This window comes from Streptomyces sp. NPDC127117 (assembly GCF_042677325.1).
Classification (GTDB): Bacteria; Actinomycetota; Actinomycetes; order Streptomycetales; family Streptomycetaceae; genus Streptomyces.
The window spans coordinates 1-23,715 of sequence record NZ_JBHXTM010000008.1; the positions used below are offsets into that span (position 1 = coordinate 1).

Sequence of the window (23,715 nt, forward strand, 5' to 3'; positions counted from 1 at the left end):
CGCCCGGTCCCCGCGGGCGCCTTCGCGCGCCGGGGGCCGGATACGGGGCAGGTGCGCCGCGCCGGATCGGACGCGGGACGCGCGACCGGTCGGCGGCATCCGGGGACGGACAGCCGCGCCAGGAGCGGAGGGAGGAGTCCACAGAGCGCCAGGACGCCCGTACAAAGGAGCGTGGTGGCCGCGCGGGCACGCTACGGCACGGGCGAGTGGAGACCCGGAACGAGATTTCAGTCCACTTTTCTCGGATTGGACTTGGTTCGGCTGCGATTGGCGTCGATATCGTCGCGGTATGCGTATCCACGTCGTAGACGCCTTCATCGACCGTCCCTTTGCCGGAAACCCTGCGGGTGTGTGCCTGCTCGATGCCGGAGACTGGCCTGAAGCTGCGTGGATGCAGCAGGTTGCCGCCGAGATGGGTCACTCCGAGACCGCCTTCGTGCGGCAGCTCCCCGCCGACGAGGACGCCGACTGGGAGATTCGTTGGTTCGCCCCACTCGTCGAGACCAATCTGTGCGGCCATGCCACATTGGCCGCCGCGCACACCCTGCGGCGGGAGCGGGGGGTTGTCGGCGCGGTGCGGTTCCGTAGCCGGTTCAGCGGCATCCTCACCGCGCATGCGCACCATGACGGCAGCATCACCCTGGACTTCCCGGCCGCGCCCGGTACCGAAGTCCCGGTGCCGGCGGGCCTGTCGGAGGCCCTGGGGGTCATGCCGGAAGCCACCTTCCGTACCGGTGCGCTCGGCGACCTGTTGACCGTCCTGCCCGACGAGGCCACCGTCCGGGCCGTGACACCCGACCTCGACGCGGTAGCCGACCTGACCCGTCGTGAAGGTCTGCGCGGCGTCATCACCACGGCCCCGGCGCCCGGACCCGGCCTGGAGTACGATTTCGTCTCCCGTTTCTTCTCACCTGCCGAAGGCATCCTCGAAGATCCGGTCACAGGCAGCGCCCATACCGCCCTGGCCCCCTACTGGTCGGCACGGATGGCCCGCAACGGGCTCACCGGCCTGCAGGTATCCGCGCGCACCGGGCTCGTCAGGACCGCCGTGCACGGTGACCGCGTCCATCTCACCGGGTACGCGGTCACCATCCTCGATGGAACCCTGCACGTCTGACCGACCGGTCCAGGGGATCGGCCACGCACATGGGACGCGGGAGTCCGGCATCGTTTGAGCCCGCCCCGGACACGCGGACAGTGCGAATCGCCTGCCGTGTCCCGTGCCCTGGCGGCGAGTGGTCGCGGAGCAGAGCGCTCTCGGCGGTGGCCGGCGCCTTCACGTCGTGTTTCGTCGGATGGCAGGACGGTGGGCGGTGGAGACCACGGCGGTGTTCGCAGCGACGATCACGGCGATCGCGAGCCAGGCGAGGTGATCGAGGCGCTGCCCCAGGACGACGAGGCCGACCAGGGCCGCGAAGACGGGGTTGACGCTCATGAATACCCCGAAGAAGTGCGCCGGGACGCGGCGCAGGGCCAGCAGGTCGGCGAGGAACGGCACCGCGGAGGAGAGCACTCCGGCCGCCAGGGCGCACCCCAGGGCCGCGGGGCTGGGCCGGTGGTGCCAGAGCACCCAGGCGCCGATGGGCAGGTAGAGGGCCGCGGAGATGATCGCCGCGGCGGCTGAGCCTTCCAGGCCGGGCAGCCGGGCTCCGATCGTCCGGTTGAGCAGGATGTAGCAGCCCCAGCACACTGCGGCCAGCGAGGCCAGGCAGATGCCCAAGTAGTCGGTGGACGGGGTGGGGCGGGTGAGGACCACCACCGCGCCCGCGGCCGCCGCTCCGGCGGCGAGGTCGGTGCGGCGGCGGGAGCCGCTCAGGGCCACGGTCAGCGGGCCCAGGAACTCAAGGGTGACGGCCAGGCCGAGCCCGATCCGCTCGATCGCCACGTACAAGGACAGGTTCATCGCGGCGAAAACCAGCCCGAGCCCCAGCACCGGCCGCCACTGCGCAGCGGTGAACCGGCTCAGCCGGGGCCTGCCGACCGCGCCGAGCACGGCAGCGGCCACCCACTGGCGGACCGCCACGACACCCACCGGGCCGATGACCGGGAATGCCTGCGCCGCGACGGCGGCCCCGGTCTGGTTGGACAGGCCGCTTCCCAGCATCAAAGCCACCCCGCCCCAACGCCCTCCGCCAGGGGCGCCGTCGTGTGCGACGGGAGCAGACGCCACGGTGGAAGAGGCGCCGGAGTCGATTTGCATACCCACGACGATGGGCACACCACTGGCATACGCAAAATGCATTCACGCGACCATCGATACGCTGGGAGTATGGATGACGGTACGGATGCCGAACGGCGCGGCGCGCAGGCACTGGAACTGAAACACCTGCGGTGCCTGGTCGCCATCATCGACACCGGCACTTTCACCGACGCCGCCCACGAGCTCGGCACCTCCCAGGCTGCTGTCTCCCGCTCCCTCGCCGCCCTGGAGAACCTGCTCGGGGTGCGGCTGCTGCACCGCACCAGCCGCAGCGTCGCACCCACCCCCGCGGGCGTGCAGGTGCTCGCCCGCGCCCGCGTCCTGCTCGCCGGCGCCGACGAACTCATCCATGAGGCCGCCACCGGCCGTACCCGCCTGCACGTCGGCCACGCCTGGTCCGCCTTCGGCAGCCGCACCACCGAGTTCCAGCGCCGCTGGCACGAGCAGCACCCTGAGACCGACCTGCGCCTGATCCGCCACAACACCCCCACCGGCGGCCTCGCGGAAGGGCTGTGCGACCTCGCCGTCATCCGCGCCCCGCTCGACCTCAAACCCTGGGCGCATGCCCTGATCGGCCACGAGACCCGCTACGTCGCCCTGGCCTCCGACGACCCCTGGGCCCGCCGTCGTAGCATCCGCCTGGCCGAGATCCCCGCCCGCACTCTGGCCATCGACCGTCGCACCGGCACCACCACCCTCGGCCTGTGGCCCGAAGGGGCACGGCCCGATGTCGAGTACACCCACGACATCGACGACTGGCTCGCCGCCATCGCCACCGGCCGCTGCATCGGCCTCACCGCCGAGGCCACAGCCGCCCAATACCGCCGCGACGACATCACCTACCGCCCGCTGCGCGACGCCGACCCCATCCCCGTCCACCTCATCTGGCGCCCCCACGACGCCCACCCCGCCACTCACACCGCCATCGCCCTCGCCGCCCATCTCTACCGCGGGCACGGTGCGCGGTCGCGCCCGCGCCCGCCAGGACGGGACCGGTGACCACCACCGGAGACCTCTGGCATCACTACGGCCGGGTCCGCGCTGCCGCCGACCGGACCGTCCCCGAGACCTTTCGCTGGACCTGGAACCAGGACGGTGGACCCGGCCCGGAAGCGCTCGGCCACCTCACCGGCCGGTGCGTCGGTGACCTCGGCGCCGGCACGGCCCGGCACGCCGCCCACCTGGCCGTCCATCACCGACCCGCCCGGGTAGCCGCGGTCGACGCCTCACCGGCGCAGTACGCCATGGCCACCGACCTGTACGGCCACCTCGCGCCCCGCCTGCGCATCGTGCGGTCCGACGTCGTGGCCCACCTGCACGCGATGACCGACACGTACGACGTGCTCTACAGCGTCTTCGGCGCGGTCGACTTCACCGAGCCGCGGGAACTGCTGCCGGCAGCGGCCGCCGCGCTGCGGCCCGGCGGGCGGCTGGTGTTCTCCACTCTTGCCCACTACCTGAGCGGCGAGCACGCCCAGGCCGATGTCGTGCCCGCAGACATCCCGGCAAGGACCCCGGAAGGAGGAGCGACCACGATGCGCCGCTGGGTACTCAAGGAACACGTGTGGACGAAGGCCCTCGAAGAGGCCGGGTTCACGGAGATCACCATCGATACGCCGGCCGCCGCCGGGCACGGGCCGCACACGGCCGAAACGCTGCTGGTGTCTGCTGTCCGCCCACCGCAGCCCCCGAATCTCAGCCGCCGATAGGGCGCGGGCGGGCACCGGTACGGGCTCGGATCGACGCGTTTACGCCCCAGTTGGTCAAGGAGACGATGGAGTGGCTCACCCCGCAGGACGTTGCCCGGACCGTCGGCAGCAGTCCACCACCATGCCCACCGGGCCGGGTGGTCGACCGTGGAATGCAGGACACGCCCCGGTGGTCACACTGTCGGGAGCTCTCGTGCCGTCAGCCCGGCCGCGCCCGGTGCGGGTAGCGGCACCGGCTGCTGCGCCTCGGCGCTCGGGCGGATGTTCCACAGCGTGATGGTCGACAGTGAGAAGAACAGCAGATTGCCGATGCTCAGCTGCGCCCCCTGGATCGCGGTCCCCACGGAACCGGGCACCAATGTGGTGAAGAGGGCCCCGACAGGGATGCAGATCAGTGGGTTCACGGCACACATCCACCGGGGGAAGGCCGTGGTGCACCGGAGTACACACACGGCCATCCAGACGGAACCCAGCACCCAGCAGGCCAGCAGCACCGCGTAAGGCAGGAACAGCACGCCCGCCAAGTCGCCCGGCAACGCCGTCAGTTCAGCGGACCGTGTGCCGGAGGCGTCGATCACCTTGGCCGCCTGGCCCCAGTAGAAGAAGGAGCCATGAGCGAAGGGGGCGAGGGCGAAACCTGTGATCAGCAGCAAGAACGGTGGGAGCGAGAGCAATCGGCGCGCCGGGCGGAGCCCCTGGTACAGATGCCAGCACGCGACCAGATAGAGCGGACCGGTCAGCACGCCGAGCAGCGCTCCCCACGCCAGCCGAGTCGTGGAGGCCGACAGCATGGCCGCCAGTGAGACACCGGCCATTCCGTCGTAGTCATTCAGAAGAGGGTGATCGCCGGGCGATGCCACGGGCTCGCCCAGGAGCAGAATGTCCCCGACAAGCCAGGCGATCGACGCCAGGACGCCCGCGATCCCGGCGAGCCGTACCTGTTTCATTCTGTTTGTATCCGTCCACACGTCGGCAGCCCCTAATGCAGCGATCATAGTCAGGTAAGCCTAACCTAAGTTGCACGTGGGGGTGTTGGTGTATTCGGTGTGGTGCCGGTCCATGCGCACCCCGTGGACACGGGCCGAAAGCGGCTCGCGCCCCGGACCTGTCCACCGCACGGGAGCGCGCGGCCGCCGTCGGTCGGCTCCGAGTGCCTCGGCCTCGGCTGCACCGTCATCCGCGGATCGCGAGGTGACCTCGCCGGATAGCCTGGGCCAATGCTCACCGAAGTCACAGCGACCCGCTACGTCACGCCCCTGCGGGAGGGTGGATCGCTTCCCGGGATCGTCGAGGCCGACGACCTCGGCACGTATGTCATGAAATTCACCGGCGCCGGACAGGGACGCAAGACGCTGGTCGCGGAGGTCATCTGCGGACAGCTCGGCCGCCGGCTCGGGCTCCGGATCCCTGACCTCGTACAGATCCAGCTCGACCCGGTCATCGGGCTCGCCGAGCCCGACCAGGAGGTGCAGGAGCTCCTGAAGGCCAGCGGTGGACTCAACCTCGGGATGGACTTCCTGCCCGGCTCGATCGGCTTCGACTCGCTCGCCTACCAGGTGGACCCGCGGGAGGCCGGACGTGTCGTCTGGTTCGACGCGCTGATCAACAACGTCGACCGGTCCTGGCGCAATCCGAACATGCTGGTCTGGCACGGCGACCTGTGGCTCATCGACCACGGCGCCACCATGATCTGGCACCACAACTGGCCCGGCGTCCGGGCCTCCGCCGCCAAGCCGTACAACGCCTCCGACCACGCGCTCGCCCCGTTCGCGCCCGATATCGCCGCGGCCGCCGCCGAGCTGGCCCCGCTGGTCACCGAGGAACTGCTCACCGAGGTCGCCGCCGACGTCCCCGACGAGTGGCTGGTGGACGAGCCGGGCTTCGACACCACCGACGAGCTGCGCCGCGCCTATGTGGAGGCGCTGCTGCCGCGCGCCGCGACCATCCACGAGCGGATCACGATGGAGGGCCCCACCGAGCCCAGGCCGTCCCAGGCCCCCGGCTGGCTCACCGAACACCTCACCCCCTGGCCGCACCCCACCAAGAAGAACGACAAGGACGGCCAGCGGTGAGCGAGCGCGATGTATTCGAGTACGCGCTGCTGCGCGTGGTGCCGCGGGTGCAGCGCGGCGAGTTCTTCAACGCGGGCGTCGTCGTCTACTGCCGTGCGAGGGGCTTCGTGGCCGCCCGCACCCATCTCGACGAGTCCAAGCTGATGGCCCTGGACCCCAGCGCCGACGTGATCGGCGTACGGGCCGCCCTGCGTGCCGTCGAGGGAGTGTGCCTCGGCGGCACGGACGCGGGCCAGGCGGCCCGTGACGACGCCGGCCGCCGCTTCCGGTGGCTGATCGCGCCGCGCTCCACCGTCGTCCAGCCGAGCCCCGTGCACAGCGGCCTCACGACCGACCCGGCGGCCGAGGTCGAGCGGCTGCTCGAACTGCTGGTGCGCTGACCCGCGCCCTGCGGCGCCGCCCGTGACCACGGTGTGGGCGGCGCCGCCGGGTGTGTGACATGCGCCTTGGCGGCCGTGCGCCGTTGACACCGGGTGCCAGGGCTTCTAGCGTCTCGTCTGCTGAAGGTACTAAGCGGTTGCTCAGCTATCGGGAAGGTTCCGCGCGCACGAGGTTCCGTGCCGAGGCCGCCCCGACGTCCGCTGAGCGGCGATCCAAGGGCGAGGAGAACCAAGCATGTCCACCACCGAGCAGCGCGTCGCCATCGTGACCGGAGCGGCGCGGGGCATTGGCGCCGCCACCGCGGTACGCCTGGCGGCCGAGGGCCGCGCCGTCGCCGTACTCGACCTCGACGAGGCGGCCTGCAAGGACACCGTCGAGAAGATCACCGCCGCCGGGGGCACCGCCCTCGCGGTCGGCTGCGATGTGTCGGACAGCGCCCAGGTGGAAGCCGCGGTCGCGCGCGTCGCCGCCGAGCTCGGCGCTCCGACGATCCTCGTCAACAACGCGGGCGTGCTCCGCGACAACCTGCTCTTCAAGATGACCGAGTCCGACTGGGACACCGTGATGAACGTGCACCTCAAGGGCGCGTTCCTGATGGCCAAGGCCGTTCAGAAGCACATGGTGGACGCCAGGTTCGGCCGGATCGTCTCGCTCTCCTCCTCCTCGGCGCTCGGCAACCGCGGCCAGGCCAACTACTCCGCGGTCAAGGCCGGTCTCCAGGGCTTCACCAAGACCCTCGCCAAGGAGCTCGGCAAGTTCGGCATCACGGCCAACGCCGTCGCCCCCGGCTTCATCGTCACCGAGATGACCGCGCAGACGGCGGCCCGGGTCGGCATGGGCTTCGAGGAGTTCCAGGCCGCCGCCGCCACCCAGATCCCGGTGCAGCGGGTCGGCCGCCCCGAGGACATCGCCAACGCCATCGCCTTCTTCACCGGTGACGAGGCGGGCTTCGTCTCCGGTCAGGTCATGTACGTCGCCGGCGGACCGCTCAACTGACCCGAAGGGCTACGGACATCATGACTGTGCAGGACAGCGGGAAGGTCGCGCTCATCACGGGCGGGAGCCGGGGCATCGGCTACGGCATCGCCGAGGCGCTGGTGGCCCGCGGCGACCGGGTGTGCATCACCGGACGCGGCGAGGACGCCCTCAAGGCGGCCGTCGAGCGGCTGGGCGCCGACCGGGCGATCGCCGTGGCCGGCAAGGCACACGACGAGGCGCACCGGGTGGTCGCCGTCGAGCGCACCATGGAGGCGTTCGGCCGGGTCGACTTCCTGATCAACAACGCCGGTACGAACCCGGTGTTCGGCCCGATCGCGGAGCTCGACCTCGATGTCGCCCGCAAGGTGTTCGAGACCAACGTGCTCTCGGCGCTCGGCTTCGCGCAGCTGACCTGGAAGGCCTGGCAGAAGGAGAACGGCGGGGCGATCGTCAACATCGCCTCGGTCGCCGGTGTCTCCGCCTCGCCCTTCATCGGCGCGTACGGCATCAGCAAGGCGGCCATGATCAACCTGACCCTTCAGCTGGCGCACGAGTTCGCGCCGGTCGTCCGGGTCAACACGATCGCACCGGCGGTCGTGAAGACCAAGTTCGCCCAGGCGCTCTACGAGGGCCGCGAGGAGGAGGCGGCGGCCGGCTACCCGCTCGGCCGGCTGGGGATGCCGGAGGACATCGGCGGTGCCGCCGCGTTCCTCACGTCCAGCCAGTCCGACTGGATCACGGGACAGACCCTGGTGGTCGACGGCGGAATTTTCCTGAATGCGGGCGTGGGCTGAGAACGGCCTGAGCGGATTTGGCCCTGATTGACTCAAGTGCCCTGTCGGGCCTGTGGATTGACCCGACGGGGCACTGCGGTATGGTCTGCCGACCCATGGCTGATCGAGGAGCGTTCACGTGTTCTACCGGGCCAGTCTGCAGGCCGCTGCAGCCCTTGCTTCCCTTTCTCTGCTGGCAGGCTGCGGACTTCTTTCCGACAGCGGCTCCGAAGTCGAGCAGAAGATAGTCGTCGGTACGACCAGCGAGCCCTCCACCCTCGATCCGGCGGCGGCGTGGGACAACTCCTGGGAGCTGATGCGGAATGTCTTCCAGACCCTGGTGAGTTTCCCCACCGGCAGTACGAGCCCCGAGCCCGATGCCGCGGAATGGTGCAAATTCACCGACACCACCAGCACCTCCTACCGGTGCAAGCTCCGCGAGGGCCTGAAATTCTCCAACGGGGACAAGCTCGACGCCGAGGCGGTGAAGTACTCCATCGACCGGATCTCGGAGATCAATGTCAAGGGTGGCCCGGTCGGCATGCTCGGCTCGCTCGACCGGATCGAGACCAAGGGGGACGACATAGTCGTCTTCCACCTCACCAAGCCGGACGCGACGTTCCCCTTCATCCTCGCCACGCCCGCCATGTCACTGGTGGCCCCCAGCGACTATTCGAAGCACAAGATACGCGGCGACGGAAAGATCACCGGATCCGGTCCGTACCTCCTTGATTCGTACAAGCCGGGAAACCGGGCAGAACTGGTGAAGAACCCCGACTACAAGGGATTCGCCAACCGCAAGAACGAAGCGGTGACGATCCGCTACTTCAAGGATTCCGTCACCGTGGTCGGGGCCCTGAAGAAGAACCGGATCGACGCGATCTACCGCGGCCTCACCGCCGAGGACGTCGTCGACCTGGAGAACAACCGGGACAAGGACAGCCACCTCCAGATCGTCGAGTCGGTCGGCGCGGACATCCGCTTCCTGGTCTTCAACCCCGAGGACCCGGCAGCCGGGAACGTGGCCGTACGGCGGGCCATCGCCCAGCTCGTCGACCGTGACGCACTGGTGGCGAAGGTCTACCAGGGCACGGCCGAGCCGCTGTACTCCATGGTCCCCAAGGGCATCGCGGGACACACCACGAGCTTCTTCGACAGCTACGGCGAGCCGGACAAGGCCAAGGCCAAGCAGATCCTGACCCGGGCCGGCATCAACAAGCCCGTCAACATGACCTTCTGGTTCACGACCGACAGGTACGGCTCCTCCACGGCCCTTGAGTTCGACGAGCTCAAGCGGCAGCTGGAGAGCTCCGGGCTGTTCCGCATCACGCTGAAGAGCAAGCCCTGGAAGGAGTTCCAGGAAGGCTTCAACAAGGGCCAGTACCCTGTCTTCGGCCGCGGCTGGTTCCCGGACTTCCCGGACCCGGACAACTTCATCGCCCCGTTCGTCGGCAAGAACAGCGTCACGGGCATGCCGTACATCAAGAACGAGATCTCCCAGGAGCTGCTGCCTCAGACCCGCAAGGAGAGCGACCGGGGTGCGGTGAGCAAGCAGTTCGAGCGGGCCCAGAAGATCCTGGTCGACGACGTGCGGATGCTGCCGCTGTGGCAGGGAAAGCTGTACGTCGCCTCCGGCGAGGACATCGGCGGCGGCGAGCGCGCCCTGGACCCGCAGGTCGTCATGCAGATGTGGGAGTTCTACCGCAAGGCCAGCTGGTAGGCGGGATCCGGACCGGCAGGGCGCGTTGTCAGTGGCCCCCGGTAGGTTCTCGGTTGAAAAGCTGATTGCTTACCGGAGGTTGTTGAAGTGACCGACACCGACCTGCTGCCCGAGTCCTGGCGCGGCGTCCTCGGCGAAGAGCTGCAGAAGCCGTACTTCAAGGAGCTCACCGAGTTCGTCGAGGAGGAGCGGGCCAAGGGGCCGGTCTACCCGCCGCGCGACCAGGTGTTCGCCGCACTGGAGGCCACTCCCTACGACAAGGTGAAGGTCCTCGTCCTCGGCCAGGACCCGTACCACGGCGAGGGGCAGGGGCACGGGCTGTGCTTCTCCGTGCGGCCGGGTGTGAAGACGCCCCCGTCCCTGCGGAACATCTACAAGGAGATGAAGGAGGAGCTCGGCCTGCCGGTCCCGGACAACGGATACCTGATGCCGTGGGCCGAGCAGGGCGTGCTCCTGCTCAACGCCGTGCTGACGGTCCGCGCGGGCGAGGCCAACTCGCACAAGGGCAAGGGCTGGGAGAAGTTCACCGACGCGGTGATCCGCGCGGTCGCGTCGCGCCCCGACCCGGCGGTCTTCGTGCTCTGGGGCAACTACGCCCAGAAGAAGCTCCCGCTGATCGACGAGGAACGCCATGTGGTGGTGAAGGGGGCGCACCCCTCGCCGCTCTCGGCCAAGAAGTTCTTCGGCTCCCGTCCGTTCACCCAGATCGACGAGGCCGTGGCGGCACAGGGCCACGACGCCATCGACTGGCGCATCCCCGACCTGGGCTGAGGCCGCGGCTCCCGGCCCCGGGCGGTGGCGGGCGTCCGGGGGATCGCGGACAAGCCTCGGGGTGCCCGCCCGAGCCTCAGCGGGATCGGGGGCGGCTGCGGCTAGCGTCGAAGGGGAACGGGGGGACGAGCGCGCACGGAGGTCGCAGTGACGGAGCAGCGGGAGGCGTCCAAGGACGCCGTCATGACCAGGATCGGCCAGGCGATCATGCTGCTGCACGCGGGTGACCGCGAGGAGGCCCGCAATCGTTTCGGCGAGCTCTGGTCGGAGATCGGCGAGGACGGTGACGCCCTGCACCGGTGCACCCTCGCCCACTACATGGCCGACGCCCAGGACGACCCCGGTGATGAACTGGCCTGGGACCTGCGGGCGTTGACCGCGGCAGGCGGGCTGAGTGACGAGCGTGCGGAGCAGCACCCCGACGCGCCGGCGGTGCGGGCCTTCTACCCCTCGCTCCATCTCAATCTCGCGGCGGACTATGTGAAGCTGCGGCGCCCCGATGCCGCCCGGATCCACCTGGACCGGGCGCGTGCCGCGTCCTGGGTGCTCGCCGACGACGGGTCGGACGACGGGTACGGGGGAGGGGTGCGCGCGGCGATCGAGCGGCTGGAGCTGCGGCTGCGCGAGCTGTGAGGGTGGCCCGTCCGAGATGGACGGGCCACTGCTCGTTCTTCCCGTCCGGGCTCAGTGGCCGTAGGCGTCGTCGCAGATCCGGGACTGCGGGCTGCCCGCGGGCCAGCGCCCGTACCCCCGCCCCAGCGCGCAGACGTCGGTCCCGGCGACCGGGGCGGGCAGGGCCGGGGCCGGGACGGTCGCGGCGGGCGGGGCGCCGTGCGGCCGGGGCCGAGGGGCGGCAGGGCGCCACTGCTGCCGGGGTGTGCGGGGCACGGGCCGCCGGGTGTCCGGCGGTGCGGCGTGGGCGCGGTGGGACGCGGATGCGGACGGCGCGGGGGTCGGAACGGCCCCCAGGGAGTCGTGGACCGGAGGCAGCACGATCTGCGGTGTCAGGTCCTGGGCGGGCCCACTGGCCCGGGGCCGGGGCGGAACGTCGGGTTGCGGCTGCACGGACACGCAGCCCGACAGCGCCGTGACGGCGACGCCCATCAGGAGGCTCACGGTGATTCTGGTTCGTTGCACCTGATCAACTCTGCTGTGCGGAGCCGCCCCCGGGGGAGCCGGGAGAGCGGGATTGGCCCGCAAGAGTGACACCGGCCCGGCGCCGGCCGGTGAGCGTGGCGGTCATGCAGACGTCGGTGGGTGCCGTGCCGGCGGTGAACCGGGCCGAAGTCGCATCCGTGGTGCCGTGTCCGAGGTGATACGGGTCGGTGCCGTGCGTGTGGTGATGCGGTCAGTGGAGCGCCCATCGTGGTCCCAGCATCCCGGCGATCAGTTCGGTGAAGCCGGTGCGCAGTTCCTCCTCGCTCGGTACGGAGCGGCTGAACGATCCCACGGCGCAGGAGAACATCAGCCCCTCGCACCAGGCCACCAGGGACAGCGTGTGCCGTTCGGGCTCGGTCGATCCGGCGGCCGTCATCAGCGCCATCAGCGGTTCGCGGAACTGCCGTCCCGTCGCGTCGAAGAACTCCCGCAGCTCCGGGCGGCGGGTGGCCTCCAGGGCCAATTCGTAACGGCAGACGAGCAGTTCGGGGTGGCGGGTGAGATAGCGGTGCAGCGCCAGTGCGAGACCGGCCACCAGTCCCTCCGGTCCGGCGACCGGAACCGGGAGTTCGGTGGGGGCGAGCACCCGTGCCTCGCGTTCCGCGAGCCGTCGCACCGCCGCCTCCAGCAGGGCCTGCCGGGTCCGCGCGTAGTTGGACGTCGAGCCCTGGGGGAGTCCGGCGCGCTCGTCGACCGCGCGGTGGGTCAGCCCGCGCATCCCGCGTTCGGCGAGGAGCGCGAGGGCGGCATCGGCGATGAGATCGGCCCGGGAGGTGCCGGTTGTGCGTGTGGCCATGGGCCCAAACCTACCTTCGCAACTACACCCGTAGTACGGTGAAGCTGTCACTACGGGTGTAGTTCCGATGCTCGGGATTCCGGAGTCCCGGATCTCCGGATTCCCGGAGCACCGGGGATTCGCGGATTGCTGGAGGAGTCATGGACAAGCCCCACGCCGTCGTCATCGGCAGCGGAATCGGCGGCCTCACCGCGGCGGTGGCCCTGCACGGCTGCGGCTGGCGGGTCACGGTCCTGGAGCGCGCGGCCTCCCTGGAACCCGTCGGGGCCGGCATCTCCCTCGCCCCCAACTCCCAGCGTGCCCTGGACATCGTCGGCCTGGGGGACGAGATCAGGGCCCTCGCCGCCTGGCAGGGCGAGGGAGGCATGCGTGCCCCGGGCGGCCGCTGGCTCTCCCGTACGGACAGTGCCGCCGCGACCGAGCGGTTCGGCGGCGCGATCGTCCTGCTGCACCGGGCCACCCTCGTCGGCCTCCTCCTGGCCAGGCTGCCCGACGGCACCGTCCGCACCGGTACCGCGGCAAAACTGCTGGACCCGGGGACGGCAGCCGGCGCGCCCGCCGTCGTCGGCACGGCGGCCGGGACCATCGAGGCCGATCTGGTCATCGGCGCCGACGGCGTCAATTCGGCCGTGCGGCGCGCGCTCTTCCCGGACCACCCCGGCCCCTCGTACGCCGGATTCACCACCTGGCGCATCGTCGTCCCCGCGCCCGAGCGGCCCTTCGCACCGCACGAGACCTGGGGGCGCGGCGCCCTCTGGGGCACCCAGCCGCTCAAGGACGGCCGGATCTACGCCTACGGGGCCGCAGTCGCCCCGGCCGGGGGCCACGCCGCCGACGACGAGAAGGCGGAGCTGATGCGCCGGTTCGGAAGCTGGCACGATCCGATCCCGACGATCATCGCCGCCGCCGACCCCGGCCAGGTGCTCCGCAACGACGTCCTCCACCTGCTCGATCCCCTGCCGTCCTTCCACCGGGGCCGCACCGTTCTCGTCGGCGACTCCGCGCACGCGATGGCGCCGAGCCTCGGCCAGGGAGGCAACCTGGCCATCGAGGACGCGGTCGTCCTCGCCCACCGTCTGAGGCCGGGCGGTGACCTCGGCGCCGGGGCGGCGGCGTACACCGCCGACCGGTTGCCCCGTACCTCGGCCATCGTCCGCAAGTCCGCGCGCACCGCGCGTCTGATGCGGCTGACCAGCGCTCCCGCCGTCGCGACGCGTGACGCACTGCTCTCCACCGTCTCGCGTTTCGGCCCCACCCTCGTCCTGCGCACCTTCGACGGGATCGCCGACTGGCGGCCGCCGCAGCACACGTATGCTGCCCTTCGCGAGGCGGACACCGAGCCGGTGGACGCCGAACAGTGAGAGGGAGACCCCTGTGAAGGTCGGCTGCATCGGGCTCGGCGACATCGCGCAGAAGGCATATCTGCCGGTTCTGACCACCCTGCCCGGGGTCGAACTGCATCTGCAGACCCGGACGCCCGCCACCCTGGCCACGGTTGCCGAGGCCCACCGCATCCCGGCCGGGCAGCGTCACACCGACCTCGAATCGCTGATCGCCCAGGGGCTGGACGCCGCGTTCGTCCATGCCCCGACGACCGTGCACCCGGAGATCGTGGCCCGGCTGCTGGAGGCCGGCGTCGCCACCTACGTCGACAAGCCACTTGCCTATGAACTCGCCGATTCCCAGCGGCTGGTGAGCCTGGCCGAGGAGCGCGGAACGAGCCTCGCAGTCGGCTTCAACCGCAGGGTCGCGCCCGGCTACGCGCAGTGCGCCGAGCACCCGCGGGAGTTGATCCTCATGCAGAAGAACCGGGTCGGCATGCCGGAGGACCCGCGCACCATGGTGCTCGACGACTTCATCCATGTCGTGGACACTCTCCGTTTCCTGGCGCCGGGGCCGGTCGAGCACACCGCCGTGCAGGCCAGGATCCGTGAGGGCCTGATGCACCATGTCGTGCTGCAGCTGTCCGGTGACGGATTCACCGCAATCGGCACGATGAACCGGCTCAGCGGCTCGACGGAGGAACGGCTGGAGGTCTCCGGCCAGGACACCAAGCGCGAGGTCGTCAACCTCGCCGAGGTGATCGAACACAAGGGGCAGCCGAGCGTGCGGCGGCGCGGCGACTGGGTGCCGGTGGCCCGTCAGCGCGGCATCGAGCAGAGCGTGCTGTCGTTCCTGGACGCGGTCCGCGCCGGCAAGGTGCTGAGCGCCGAGGACGCCCTGCGGACACACGAACTGTGCGAGCGCGTTCTGCTCGACCTGGACTGCGTCTGAGGGCTGCCCTGCGGTTTCCGGATGCGTCGGGCCCCGCCGAGATGCAGGCTGGGGTGATGGACCACCGGCCCGTGGAGGTGACCTCGTGAGACCTCACGACGAGCCAAAGGGCTGGGGAGCGCTCCAGCCGCCGCCGGGTTACTACTCGGCCGACGGGCGGCCGCCCGACGCGATGCAGCGCGGTCTGATCCTCGACTGGGCGGTCAACCAGCGGATCGCCTGTGGCTGGCGGGTGGAATCGCGCTCCGGGACACAGGCCGTCATGGTCCGGGGACACCCGCTGAACCATGTGCTGCACGCCATCCTGATGGTCTTCACCTGCTTCCTCTGGAGCGCCGTGTGGCTGGTGCTGGCGGTCACCAACAAGGTCGAGCGGGTCTCCCTCACCGTGGACGCCCAGGGAAACATCGTCTCGGTGAACGGCCCCGGATAGCCCCCGACAGTCCGCCCCGGACCATCCGGTGACGCTGCTCGCACCGGCTCAAGGGCCCGGACGGACGACCGGCCCCGCGACCCCGGCGGCCGCCTCGCCCGTCACCCCGGCCGGCCCGACCCCGTCACGCCGCATGAGGGACCGGCCCGCACCGAACACGAAGTACAGGGCAAGCACAGCCGCCGCCAGCCGCACCGGCCAGTCGCCCAGCCGCACATAGAGCGTGGTGCCCGTCGCCAGCGGTACGTCGAACACGGCGGCCCCGGACGTGTCCGTACCGAGCGGAGCCCCGATCCGTGCTCCCCGAGGTCCGTACACCGTGCTGACGCCGGTGAGCGTGGCATGCACCACCGGGCGGCCGTTCTCGGCGGCCCGCAGCGCCCCGAGCGAGGCATGCTGCGCGGGCGCCCAGCCGTGCTGGAACGAGGAGGTCGACGACTGGGCGATCAGCAGTTGCGCGCCGTCCCGGGTGAGCCGGCGGCTCATGTCGGGGAACGCGGACTCGAAGCAGACCAGCGGCCCGATACGCAGGCCGTTCCCGCCGTCGGCCCCGGGCAGCGACATCGTCACCTGCCGGGTGCCCCGCAACCGGTCCTCGCCGGCCGCCCGGCCCATCGAGACGACCCAGCCGAGCGCCGAGCGCGCCGGGATGTACTCGCCGAACGGCACCAGCCGCATCTTGTCGTAGCGGTCCCCGGTCAGCCCGTCCGGACCCACCAGCACCGCCGACTTGAAGATCCCCGTCCGGCCCGATCGGTCGGTCTGCCGGGCATCCACATTGACCAGCACATCCGCGCCCGCCCGGCGCGAGAGCGCGGCGATCCGGGCCGTGATGTCCGGACGCAGGGCGAGATCCACCCCCACACTGCTCTCGCCCCACACCACCAGATCGAGATCGCGCCCGGCGAGCGAGCCGGTCAGCCGCTCACTGATGGCGAGCCGGCGCTCGGCGCTGTCCACCCCGGTGACCACACCCGGCTGTACGACGGCGATCCTGGCCACTCCCGACTCCTCGGGCTGCGGCGCCCACTTCGCCATCGCCCCCACGGCCAGACCGCACACCACGATGCCCGCCACGGCCACCGCACGGGCGGCAGAGGCCACGAACAGCAGGGCGACAGCGGTGTTCACCGCCACCAGCACAAGGCTCACCAGCCACACCCCGCCCACGGAAGCCACCCTGAGCGCGGGGGCCACCTGCCACTGGCTCGCGCCGAGCAGCCCCCAGGGGCCGCCGAGCGCCTCCCAGGAACGGGCCAGCTCGATCATCAGCCAGCCGCAGGGCACCACGACGACCGCTCGGACGACGGCCGCGGCGGACACCGGCCCGCCCAGCACCCGGAAGACCAGCAGCCCCCACGGAGCCCACAGCAGACCGAGCAGGGCCGCCAGTATCAGGATGAAGACATGGAGGCTCGGCATCAGCCAGTGATGCACCGCGAGCATGTAGCCGGTGCCGCCGAGCCAGCCGTCCAGCGCCGCCCGGCGACCCGTCCCGGCGGACCGGATCAGGAGCAGCCACGGAACCAGGCCGACCCCGGCGAGCCACCACAGGGAAGGGGCGGGAAACGCGAGCGCGGGCAGCGCGCCCGCGAGCAGCGCCAGGCAGCCGTGCCACCGGCCGGACCGCAGCATCCGCGACCACTGCCCGCTCCGACCGGCCCGCATGCCGCGCCTCCTCGTCCTGCCCGATGAGCAGTCTGCCCCCTGGTTTCCCGCCCCGCGGTTCCTACCCGGCGCGGGAAAGCGGAAGCACCGGCGTTCCGGCTCAGCCCGCCGGGGAGGGGTCGCGCCACTTCTCGTGGACGGTCACGGTACGGATCCGCCAGCCGCCGTCCGTACGAGACAGCGAGAACGCGTACCGCCCGCCGGAGACGAAGTTCGGCGCGGTGGCCCGTACCTCCGAACCGCTCGTACCGTCCGGGGCCGTCTCCAGCCGCATCGGGTTCAGGTAGTCGGCCCACACCTCGGCGACATCGCCCGGGTAGCCGCCGAGGTCCTGGAACTCGATCCGGCGGTTGACGACCAGATGCTGGCGTACGGGGAAGAGCCGCATGGTCCGCGACAGCCACTCGGCGACCTCGTCCACCGGCCCCTCGACACCACCGGCACCCCGGTAGTCGGCACGGCCGTCCGCAGTGAACAGGGCCCGGTAGTCCGCCCATTCACCGTCGTCCACCGCCACCGCGTAGCCGGTGATCACTGCATCGATGGCCAGCCGGTCCATCACGGTCGCGAGGTCCACGCGCTGTGTCATCGGGTCAGTGTCCGCCCACCGGCGTGCGAGGCCAAGAGGCGTGCACGCACGGCGGGCGGCGCGGCGGTCAGCAGGGCACCACGGCAACCGGGCCGAGCGCGTGGGTGAGCGTGGTCTGCCCGACCGGGGAGAGCCCCAGCCCGAGGGACTCGCCGCCCCGGCGCCGCCCGACCACGGTCAGCGCCGCGGTCGCGGAGGCCGTGACGAGGGTGCGTGAGGCGGAGCCGCCGACCGGCTCCCTGACGACCTCGACCTGCGGGTACTTCTCCAGCCAGCCGGCGGTGAGTTCCGCGAGGGTGCGTTCGGCGGAGTCCGCCACCGCGTCCCGGTCGAAGACGGGGCCGCCGGAGAGCATCGAGGAGAACATCGTCCAGCCGTGCACGATCCGCAGCCGCGCACCGGGCCGGGAGGCGGCGGTCTCGAAGGCGAACTCCAGAACCCCTTCGCTGCTCTCGTCGGCGGCCACTCCGGCGACGATGTCGGAATGTGCTTCCTCCGTCACCGCGTCCTCGTCCGACGGCCCGCTGTGGACCACGACCACCGGGCACGCGGCCATCGATGCGACGGCCAGGCTGTTGGAGCCGAGCAACAGGGACCGGAAGCCGCCCAGGCCGCGTGAACCGACCACCACCAGCGAGGCGTTCCGGCTGAGCGAAGTGAGCGCCGCCGAAGGGAAGTCCAGCGGTGTCAGCGTGGACGGCTGCAGCTCCGGAGCGAGCTGGGCGACCCGTCGGACGGACCGGTCGAGCAGCTCCTGCGCCTCGCGCCGCAGCGTCTCCTGCTCGACGCGCCGGTCGGGCGTGCGGGCGTGCACGATCGTCAGCCCGAGTCCGCGTCGTACGGCTTCGTGGGCGGCCCAGTCGAGTGCCTCGCGGCTGTGCGACGAGCCGTCGACCGCGGCGATCACGGGACGGTCGGTGCTGGTCATGATTGCCTCCAGGTTCCGGCGGTGGATGTCCCAGGCTGGTACGCGCGAACTGCGAACGGCAGGGACTTTCGACCCTATCTGCCCGGAAGATCCGGGACGCACAGCCACCCGTGTCACGTTGTGGCGCGTACCTCGGCCTTGACCTTCCCCGACGGGCAGCCCTCGGCATGGGCGCCGGGCCCGACACGGAGGGTTCGGCCGAGGCTTCCCGGCCCCGGCGATTGTCAGTGGCGGGTGCGATCCTGCCCCCATGGACGAGCTGATGCGGCAGCGGCGCGTGTACGGCGCCGACCATGACGATCCGGACCCGGGCCCCCGGCCGGGACATGCCTACCGGGAATTGGTGGGCGGCCCGCTCGACGGCCTGCTGCTCGACGTGACGGGCTGGACGGACCGGGCGCTGCGCGAGGGAGCGGCGCTGAACACGGAGATCGGGCGATTCGGGCCGGGCGGCAGAGCGGAGTACGGGCCGCGGGACGGTGATCCCGACCGCTGGGACTGGCAGGGCGACACACCCTGACCCGCCGGGGCGGGCCGCACCCCGGGGCGTACGGGGTGCGGCCGGGCATTGTCGGCCACTCCCCGCCCGGACGCACGGCGAATGCGGCCCGGCAGGACTATTCGGCCGAACCGCTCGATACTGGACGCATGGCACAGAAGGCGTCCGGGCCGCATGCCCCGTCGACCCTGACCGTCAAGGGCCGGAACGTGCGCATACGCACCATCGGAATCGTGGTGCTGACGGGGCTTGCGATCTGGTTCATCGCCGTGAACACCGGGTCGGTCGCCATCCGGCTGTGGATTCCCATCGTCACCCTGCCGCTCTGGGCGGTGCTGGCCGTGACCCTGATCGCCGGGCTGGTCCTCGGCGGATACCTCGCCCGACGCCGCACCAGGCGCTGACCCGGGTCGGCCGGCCGACCCGGGGACGGCTCAGCCCGCCGACTCACCCGCGTGCGGGCTCAGCACACCGGCGGCCACCAGCACGAACAGCAGCACACCGAGCAGCACGCGGTAGATGACGAACGGCATGAAGCTCTTGGTCGTGATGAACTTCATGAACCAGGCGATGACCGCGTACCCCACTCCGAACGCGATGACGGTCGCGAAGATGGTCGGCCCCCACGACACATGCCCCTCGCCCGCGTCCTTCAGTTCGAAGACGCCCGAGGCGAGGACCGCCGGGATCGCGAGCAGGAAGGAGTACCGGGCCGCAGCCTCACGGGTGTAGCCCATCAGCAGACCGCCGCTGATGGTCGCTCCGGAACGGGAGACGCCCGGGATCAGCGCCATCGCCTGGCAGAAACCGAAGATCAGGCCGTCCTTCACCCCGAGTTCCTTCAGCGTCTTGCGCTCCTTGCCCGCCCGGTGCTTTCCGCCCACCTCGTCACGGGCGGCGAGACGGTCGGCGATGCCGAGGACGATGCCCATCACGATCAGCGTGGTGGCGATCAGCCGCAGATCGCGGAACGGGCCCTCGATCTGGTCCTTGAACGTCACCCCGAGCACACCGATGGGGATGGAACCCACGATGACCAGCCAGCCCATCTGGGCGTCGTGATCGCTGCGCATCGACCGGTCGGTCAGCGACCGGAACCAGGCCGAGACGATCCGGACGATGTCCTTGCGGAAGTAGATGAGGACTGCCGCCTCCGTGCCGATCTGGGTGATGGCGGTGAACGCCGCACCCGGGTCGTGCCAGCCGGCGAAAGCTGCGGTGAGCCGCAGATGTGCGCTGGAGGAGATCGGCAGGAACTCGGTCAGTCCCTGAACGAGGCCCAGGACGAACGATTCGAACCAGCTCATGGGGCTTTGGCCATCCCGGAGGTGATCGTGCATCGGCAGACGGCAGTGAGGGCCGTCGGCAGGGTGCGCATAGCGGTCAATTGAGGGCAGGGCCGTGATGGGCCCGGAGATCTTCGGTCGGTCGCGGGCAGGGTATCGCCCTCAGATGAACAGCGTTACGCGTACCCCCGGGCCCGCCATCGCCTGCGGGCCGGTCGCCGGCCGCCGGGCGCACCGGCTCACTCGGCGGCCAGCCGGTGGCGCTTGCGCCAGGCGACGACGGCCGCGCCGATCCCCGTCAGCACGATGAAGCCCATCGCGGCCAGGAACGCGGGCGACGTCGGTGACGAGGCCTCGCTGCCCGCGACGACGTACGCTGCGGTGTTCGGGATCGAACCGAGCCCGGTGGCGACCAGGAACGGCGGATACCCCATGCGCGACACCGCCGCGCAGTAGTTGGCCGCCGCGAACGGCACTCCCGGGAACAGCCGCAGCGCCAGCATCGAGCGGAACCCGTGCCTGCTCAACTGGCCGTCCGCCGCCTTGAGCCAGCGCCCGCGCAGCAGCGTACGGAGCGCGTCCTGGCCGAGCACCCTGCCCAGCCCGAACGAGATGCCCGCGCCGAGCACCGTTCCCGCCAGCGCGGCGGCCAGGCCGGCCTGCGTACCGAAGAGCGCGCCGGCGGCGAGATTGAGCAGCGGGCGCGGAACGAAGGCCACGGTGCACACGCCGTACGCGACTCCGAAAAGGATCACCGCCACGGCGCCACCACTGAGCTGGGCGGGCCAGCCGGTGGCCAGCAGCCGTTGGGGTTCGAGCAGGAGCATCGTCGCCGCGGCGCCCAGGAGCACGGCCACGAGCAGCGAGAACCGGGACCAGGGTGAGAGCAGGGCCCTTGTGCAGCGCACGGCGAGGCCGGTGGCGGGCCGGGCTGCGGGGACGGGGTCGAGCATGCCGGGAGAGTAACCGACACCGGTGTGTGATCGCCGTGGCGCGCGTGGCAGGAGCCGGTCGGCCGACCCCGTGCCCACCGCCTCCCGGGCCTCCGACTCGGGTCGAACTCCCTTGCCGGGACCGCTGTGTGCGCCGGAAAACCATTCGACGCGGCCGGGCCCGTCGGACATGATCGGACCCATGTTCCGGTACGCCTTCCCCACAGCGCCGTCCGCAGTCGCGGACGCGCCGAAGGCTGCCGTGAACCCCGTCACCGCAGCAGTTGTCGCAGCCGCGTCCACCGCAGCCGCAGCGTTCATCGGCGGCGCCCGAAGCTGACCCTCCCCCGACAGTCCGGCGGACCCCGCAAGGGGAGGGTCGGCCGGGCCCCGGGGTCTTCTCCCAGCTTCGAACACCAAGGAATGAACCATGCCCAAGACGGCATACGTGCGCACCAAGCCCCACCTCAACATCGGCACCATGGGCCACGTCGACCACGGCAAGACCACACTGACCGCCGCCATCACCAAGGTCCTCAGCGACCGGGGGACCGGCACGTTCGTCCCGTTCGACCGGATCGACCGGGCGCCGGAGGAGACGCAGCGCGGCATCACCATCAACATCGCGCACGTCGAGTACGAGACCGACACCCGCCACTACGCCCACGTCGACATGCCCGGGCACGCCGACTACATCAAGAACATGGTCACCGGTGCCGCCCAGCTCGACGGGGCGATCCTGGTCGTGTCCGCGCTCGACGGGATCATGCCGCAGACCGCCGAGCACGTGCTGCTCGCCCGTCAGGTAGGTGTCGATCACATCGTCGTCGCCCTCAACAAGGCGGACGCCGTCGACGACGGCGAGGACACGGTGCTGGCCGACCTGGTCGAGCTGGAGGTCCGCGAGCTGCTCTCCGCGCACGGCTACGGCGGGGACTCCGTTCCCGTCGTGAGGGTGTCGGGTCTGAAGGCCCTGGAGGGCGACCCGCGCTGGACCGCGGCCGTCGAGGCGCTGCTCGACGCCGTCGACACCTATGTGCCGATGCCGGTCAGGTACACCGACGCGCCGTTCCTGCTGTCGGTGGAGAACGTCCTGACCATCACCGGCCGGGGCACCGTCGTCACCGGAGCCGTCGAGCGCGGCACCGTGCGGACCGGCGACCGGGTGTCGGTGCTCGGGCCGGACCAGGACATCGAGACGGTCGTCACCGGTCTGGAGACCTTCGGGAAGCCGATGGAGTCCGCGGAGGCCGGCGACAACGTGGCCCTGCTGCTCCGAGGTGTGGAGCGCGACCGGGTCCGCCGTGGCCATGTGGTCGCGGCGCCGGGCAGCGTGACGCCCAGCCGCCGCTTCACCGCGCAGGTGTACGTCCTGTCGGCGCGGGAGGGCGGCCGGACCACCCCGGTCACCACCGGGTACCGGCCGCAGTTCTACATCCGCACCGCGGACGTCGTCGGTGACGTCGACCTCGGCGCGGTGGCGGTGGCGCGCCCCGGCGACACGGTCGACCTGACCGTCGAGCTGGGCCGTGACGTCCCGCTGGAGACCGGACTCGGCTTCGCGATCCGCGAGGGCGGCCGGACGGTCGGCGCCGGCACCGTCACCGGTGTCCTCTGAACGGCGACGCACCAAGGGCCCGCCTCCCGAACCCCGCGGGAGGCGGGCCCGGCCCCGTGCGCGAGACTGACGGCATGACGGACACAGCACTCGTACTGGGTTCCGGCGGTATCACCGGCAGTGCCTGGGAGACCGGGATCCTGCACGGGCTCGCGAAGGCGGGCGTGGACCTCGGTGCGGCGGATCTGATCATCGGCAGTTCGGCGGGAGCGGTGGTCGGCGCACAGCTGGCCTCGGGACTGCTCGGCCTTCCCGGACTCTACGAACTCGAACTCGCCGATCCGCAGAACACGACGGGCGGCAGACTCGGCCCGCTCACCCTGCTGCGTTACGCGGGGGCCGTACTGTCCGCCCGGACCCCCGAGGCGTACGGCCGGAAGCTGGGCAGGATCGCGCAGGACGCCCGGCCCGGCGTCACCGAGGAGCAACGGCGCGCGGCGATCGCGAGCCGGCTCCTGTCGCCCGAGTGGCCGCAGCGCCCGCTGCTCGTCACCGCCGTCGACGCCACGACCGGTGAACTCCGCACGTTCGACAAGGACAGCGGAGTACCTCTCGTCGACGCCGTCACCGCGAGCTGCGCGGTTCCCGGCGTGTGGCCCGTCTCCCGCATCCAGGGGCGGACCTGGATCGACGGCGGGGTGCACTCCACGGCCAACGCCCAGCTCGCCGCCGGATACGGACGCGTCGTCGTCATCGCGCCCTCCGCAGGCGGTAACAAGGCCATCGCCTCACCGCACTCACAGGTGGTCGATCTCGCCGCGAAAGGCGCCCGGGTCGAGCTCATCACCCCGGACGCGGCCGCGAAGAAGGCATTCGGCCGCAACCCCATGGACCCGAGCAGCCGGGCAGCGGCGGCCCGCGCCGGACTCGATCAGTCGGCGGCACACACCGAAGCCGTCGCCACGGTCCTGGGCAGCTGATCCGGCACCC

Annotated in this window: 26 protein-coding genes; 17 read left to right on the forward strand and 9 right to left on the reverse strand. The window is 71.0% G+C overall.

Translation table 11 applies throughout. The annotated features are described in order from the left end of the window. The first annotated feature begins 289 nt into the window (after window positions 1-289). Window positions 290-1,117: a PhzF family phenazine biosynthesis protein gene (locus ACFVH0_RS09570; protein WP_385819026.1), complete on the forward strand. Its 828-nt coding sequence runs from the start codon at window positions 290-292 to the stop codon at window positions 1,115-1,117. A 159-nt stretch (window positions 1,118-1,276) separates the two neighbouring features. Here the strand turns inward: ACFVH0_RS09570 and ACFVH0_RS09575 are convergent, their stop codons facing one another. Further along, window positions 1,277-2,104 carry a DMT family transporter gene (locus tag ACFVH0_RS09575; RefSeq protein WP_385819027.1) on the reverse strand — a complete coding sequence of 276 codons (828 nt, stop codon included), beginning with the start codon at window positions 2,102-2,104 and terminating at the stop codon, window positions 1,277-1,279. A 165-nt stretch (window positions 2,105-2,269) separates the two neighbouring features. On the opposite strand from ACFVH0_RS09575, the gene ACFVH0_RS09580 reads away from it, so the two are divergent. Then, the gene (locus ACFVH0_RS09580; protein ID WP_385819028.1) at window positions 2,270-3,199 is read left to right on the forward strand and encodes a LysR family transcriptional regulator; all 930 of its coding nucleotides are present in this window, start codon (window positions 2,270-2,272) and stop codon (window positions 3,197-3,199) included. Next, window positions 3,196-3,909 (forward strand): class I SAM-dependent methyltransferase, encoded by a 714-nt coding sequence (locus ACFVH0_RS09585; protein ID WP_385819029.1) that lies wholly within the window; start codon window positions 3,196-3,198, stop codon window positions 3,907-3,909. The genes ACFVH0_RS09580 and ACFVH0_RS09585 overlap by 4 nt, the downstream gene beginning before the upstream one ends. 173 nt (window positions 3,910-4,082) lie before the next feature. Here ACFVH0_RS09585 and ACFVH0_RS09590 read toward each other — a convergent pair whose 3' ends face one another. Then, window positions 4,083-4,904, reverse strand: coding sequence for a DUF6796 family protein (locus tag ACFVH0_RS09590; RefSeq protein ID WP_385819030.1), 822 nt, complete (start codon window positions 4,902-4,904; stop codon window positions 4,083-4,085). A gap of 222 nt (window positions 4,905-5,126) precedes the next feature. Here ACFVH0_RS09590 and ACFVH0_RS09595 point away from each other — a divergent pair, with 222 nt between their 5' ends. The 7 genes from ACFVH0_RS09595 (at window position 5,127) to ACFVH0_RS09625 (ending at window position 11,237) form a co-directional block, all read left to right on the forward strand. Beyond that, window positions 5,127-5,981: a HipA family kinase gene (locus ACFVH0_RS09595; protein WP_385819031.1), complete on the forward strand. Its 855-nt coding sequence runs from the start codon at window positions 5,127-5,129 to the stop codon at window positions 5,979-5,981. Then, window positions 5,978-6,361: a DUF3037 domain-containing protein gene (locus ACFVH0_RS09600; RefSeq protein WP_385819032.1), complete on the forward strand. Its 384-nt coding sequence runs from the start codon at window positions 5,978-5,980 to the stop codon at window positions 6,359-6,361. Before ACFVH0_RS09595 ends, ACFVH0_RS09600 begins: the two co-directional genes overlap by 4 nt. Window positions 6,362-6,596: 235 nt before the next feature. Then, complete coding sequence (gene fabG / locus ACFVH0_RS09605; RefSeq protein ID WP_385819033.1) at window positions 6,597-7,358, forward strand: 3-oxoacyl-ACP reductase FabG; 762 nt, start codon at window positions 6,597-6,599, stop codon at window positions 7,356-7,358. Window positions 7,359-7,378: 20 nt separating this feature from the next. Further along, the gene (locus tag ACFVH0_RS09610; protein ID WP_385819034.1) at window positions 7,379-8,134 is read left to right on the forward strand and encodes an SDR family oxidoreductase; all 756 of its coding nucleotides are present in this window, start codon (window positions 7,379-7,381) and stop codon (window positions 8,132-8,134) included. 118 nt (window positions 8,135-8,252) lie between these two features. Further along, on the forward strand, window positions 8,253-9,833 hold the full coding sequence (locus tag ACFVH0_RS09615; RefSeq protein WP_385819035.1) for an ABC transporter substrate-binding protein: 1,581 nt from the start codon (window positions 8,253-8,255) through the stop codon (window positions 9,831-9,833). An 87-nt stretch (window positions 9,834-9,920) separates the two neighbouring features. Then, window positions 9,921-10,604 (forward strand): uracil-DNA glycosylase, encoded by a 684-nt coding sequence (ung, locus tag ACFVH0_RS09620; protein ID WP_356935815.1) that lies wholly within the window; start codon window positions 9,921-9,923, stop codon window positions 10,602-10,604. Between the two features lie 147 nt (window positions 10,605-10,751). After that, window positions 10,752-11,237, forward strand: coding sequence for a hypothetical protein (locus ACFVH0_RS09625; protein ID WP_385819036.1), 486 nt, complete (start codon window positions 10,752-10,754; stop codon window positions 11,235-11,237). Window positions 11,238-11,288: 51 nt separating this feature from the next. Here ACFVH0_RS09625 and ACFVH0_RS09630 read toward each other — a convergent pair whose 3' ends face one another. Further along, complete coding sequence (locus ACFVH0_RS09630) at window positions 11,289-11,741, reverse strand: hypothetical protein (RefSeq protein WP_385819037.1); 453 nt, start codon at window positions 11,739-11,741, stop codon at window positions 11,289-11,291. A 211-nt stretch (window positions 11,742-11,952) separates the two neighbouring features. Then, window positions 11,953-12,558, reverse strand: coding sequence for a TetR/AcrR family transcriptional regulator (locus ACFVH0_RS09635; protein WP_385819038.1), 606 nt, complete (start codon window positions 12,556-12,558; stop codon window positions 11,953-11,955). Between the two features lie 140 nt (window positions 12,559-12,698). Here ACFVH0_RS09635 and ACFVH0_RS09640 point away from each other — a divergent pair, with 140 nt between their 5' ends. The 3 genes from ACFVH0_RS09640 to ACFVH0_RS09650 all read left to right on the forward strand — a co-directional run bounded on the left by ACFVH0_RS09640 (window position 12,699) and on the right by ACFVH0_RS09650 (window position 15,265). Next, window positions 12,699-13,919, forward strand: a complete 1,221-nt coding sequence (locus ACFVH0_RS09640) for an FAD-dependent monooxygenase (protein WP_385819039.1) — start codon at window positions 12,699-12,701, stop codon at window positions 13,917-13,919. A gap of 13 nt (window positions 13,920-13,932) precedes the next feature. Next, complete coding sequence (locus ACFVH0_RS09645) at window positions 13,933-14,832, forward strand: Gfo/Idh/MocA family protein (RefSeq protein ID WP_385819040.1); 900 nt, start codon at window positions 13,933-13,935, stop codon at window positions 14,830-14,832. Between the two features lie 85 nt (window positions 14,833-14,917). Then, entirely contained in the window at window positions 14,918-15,265 is a 348-nt protein-coding gene (locus ACFVH0_RS09650; RefSeq protein WP_385819041.1) for a hypothetical protein, read from the forward strand. Window positions 15,266-15,313: 48 nt separating this feature from the next. On the opposite strand, the gene lnt is transcribed toward ACFVH0_RS09650, so the two are convergent. The 3 genes from lnt to ACFVH0_RS09665 form a co-directional block, all read right to left on the reverse strand. Beyond that, window positions 15,314-16,900, reverse strand: a complete 1,587-nt coding sequence (lnt, locus tag ACFVH0_RS09655; RefSeq protein WP_385819197.1) for an apolipoprotein N-acyltransferase — start codon at window positions 16,898-16,900, stop codon at window positions 15,314-15,316. Between the two features lie 133 nt (window positions 16,901-17,033). Beyond that, entirely contained in the window at window positions 17,034-17,522 is a 489-nt protein-coding gene (locus ACFVH0_RS09660; RefSeq protein ID WP_385819042.1) for a nuclear transport factor 2 family protein, read from the reverse strand. Between the two features lie 67 nt (window positions 17,523-17,589). Continuing rightward, window positions 17,590-18,450, reverse strand: coding sequence for a universal stress protein (locus ACFVH0_RS09665; RefSeq protein ID WP_385819043.1), 861 nt, complete (start codon window positions 18,448-18,450; stop codon window positions 17,590-17,592). Window positions 18,451-18,700: 250 nt separating this feature from the next. On the opposite strand from ACFVH0_RS09665, the gene ACFVH0_RS09670 reads away from it, so the two are divergent. Beyond that, on the forward strand, window positions 18,701-18,970 hold the full coding sequence (locus tag ACFVH0_RS09670; protein WP_385819044.1) for a hypothetical protein: 270 nt from the start codon (window positions 18,701-18,703) through the stop codon (window positions 18,968-18,970). A 128-nt stretch (window positions 18,971-19,098) separates the two neighbouring features. Further along, window positions 19,099-19,353 carry a LapA family protein gene (locus ACFVH0_RS09675; protein ID WP_385819045.1) on the forward strand — a complete coding sequence of 85 codons (255 nt, stop codon included), beginning with the start codon at window positions 19,099-19,101 and terminating at the stop codon, window positions 19,351-19,353. A 30-nt stretch (window positions 19,354-19,383) separates the two neighbouring features. Here the strand turns inward: ACFVH0_RS09675 and ACFVH0_RS09680 are convergent, their stop codons facing one another. Together ACFVH0_RS09680 and ACFVH0_RS09685 are read right to left on the reverse strand one after the other, a co-directional pair. Then, window positions 19,384-20,256 carry an undecaprenyl-diphosphate phosphatase gene (locus ACFVH0_RS09680; protein WP_259934572.1) on the reverse strand — a complete coding sequence of 291 codons (873 nt, stop codon included), beginning with the start codon at window positions 20,254-20,256 and terminating at the stop codon, window positions 19,384-19,386. Between the two features lie 218 nt (window positions 20,257-20,474). Then, window positions 20,475-21,188, reverse strand: a complete 714-nt coding sequence (locus ACFVH0_RS09685) for a TVP38/TMEM64 family protein (protein WP_385819046.1) — start codon at window positions 21,186-21,188, stop codon at window positions 20,475-20,477. A gap of 409 nt (window positions 21,189-21,597) precedes the next feature. Here ACFVH0_RS09685 and tuf point away from each other — a divergent pair, with 409 nt between their 5' ends. Further along, a complete protein-coding gene (tuf, locus tag ACFVH0_RS09690) occupies window positions 21,598-22,785 on the forward strand; it encodes an elongation factor Tu (RefSeq protein WP_385819047.1) in 1,188 nt (395 codons plus the stop codon). A 74-nt stretch (window positions 22,786-22,859) separates the two neighbouring features. Next, window positions 22,860-23,705 carry a patatin-like phospholipase family protein gene (locus ACFVH0_RS09695; protein WP_385819048.1) on the forward strand — a complete coding sequence of 282 codons (846 nt, stop codon included), beginning with the start codon at window positions 22,860-22,862 and terminating at the stop codon, window positions 23,703-23,705. Window positions 23,706-23,715: the final 10 nt, after the last annotated feature.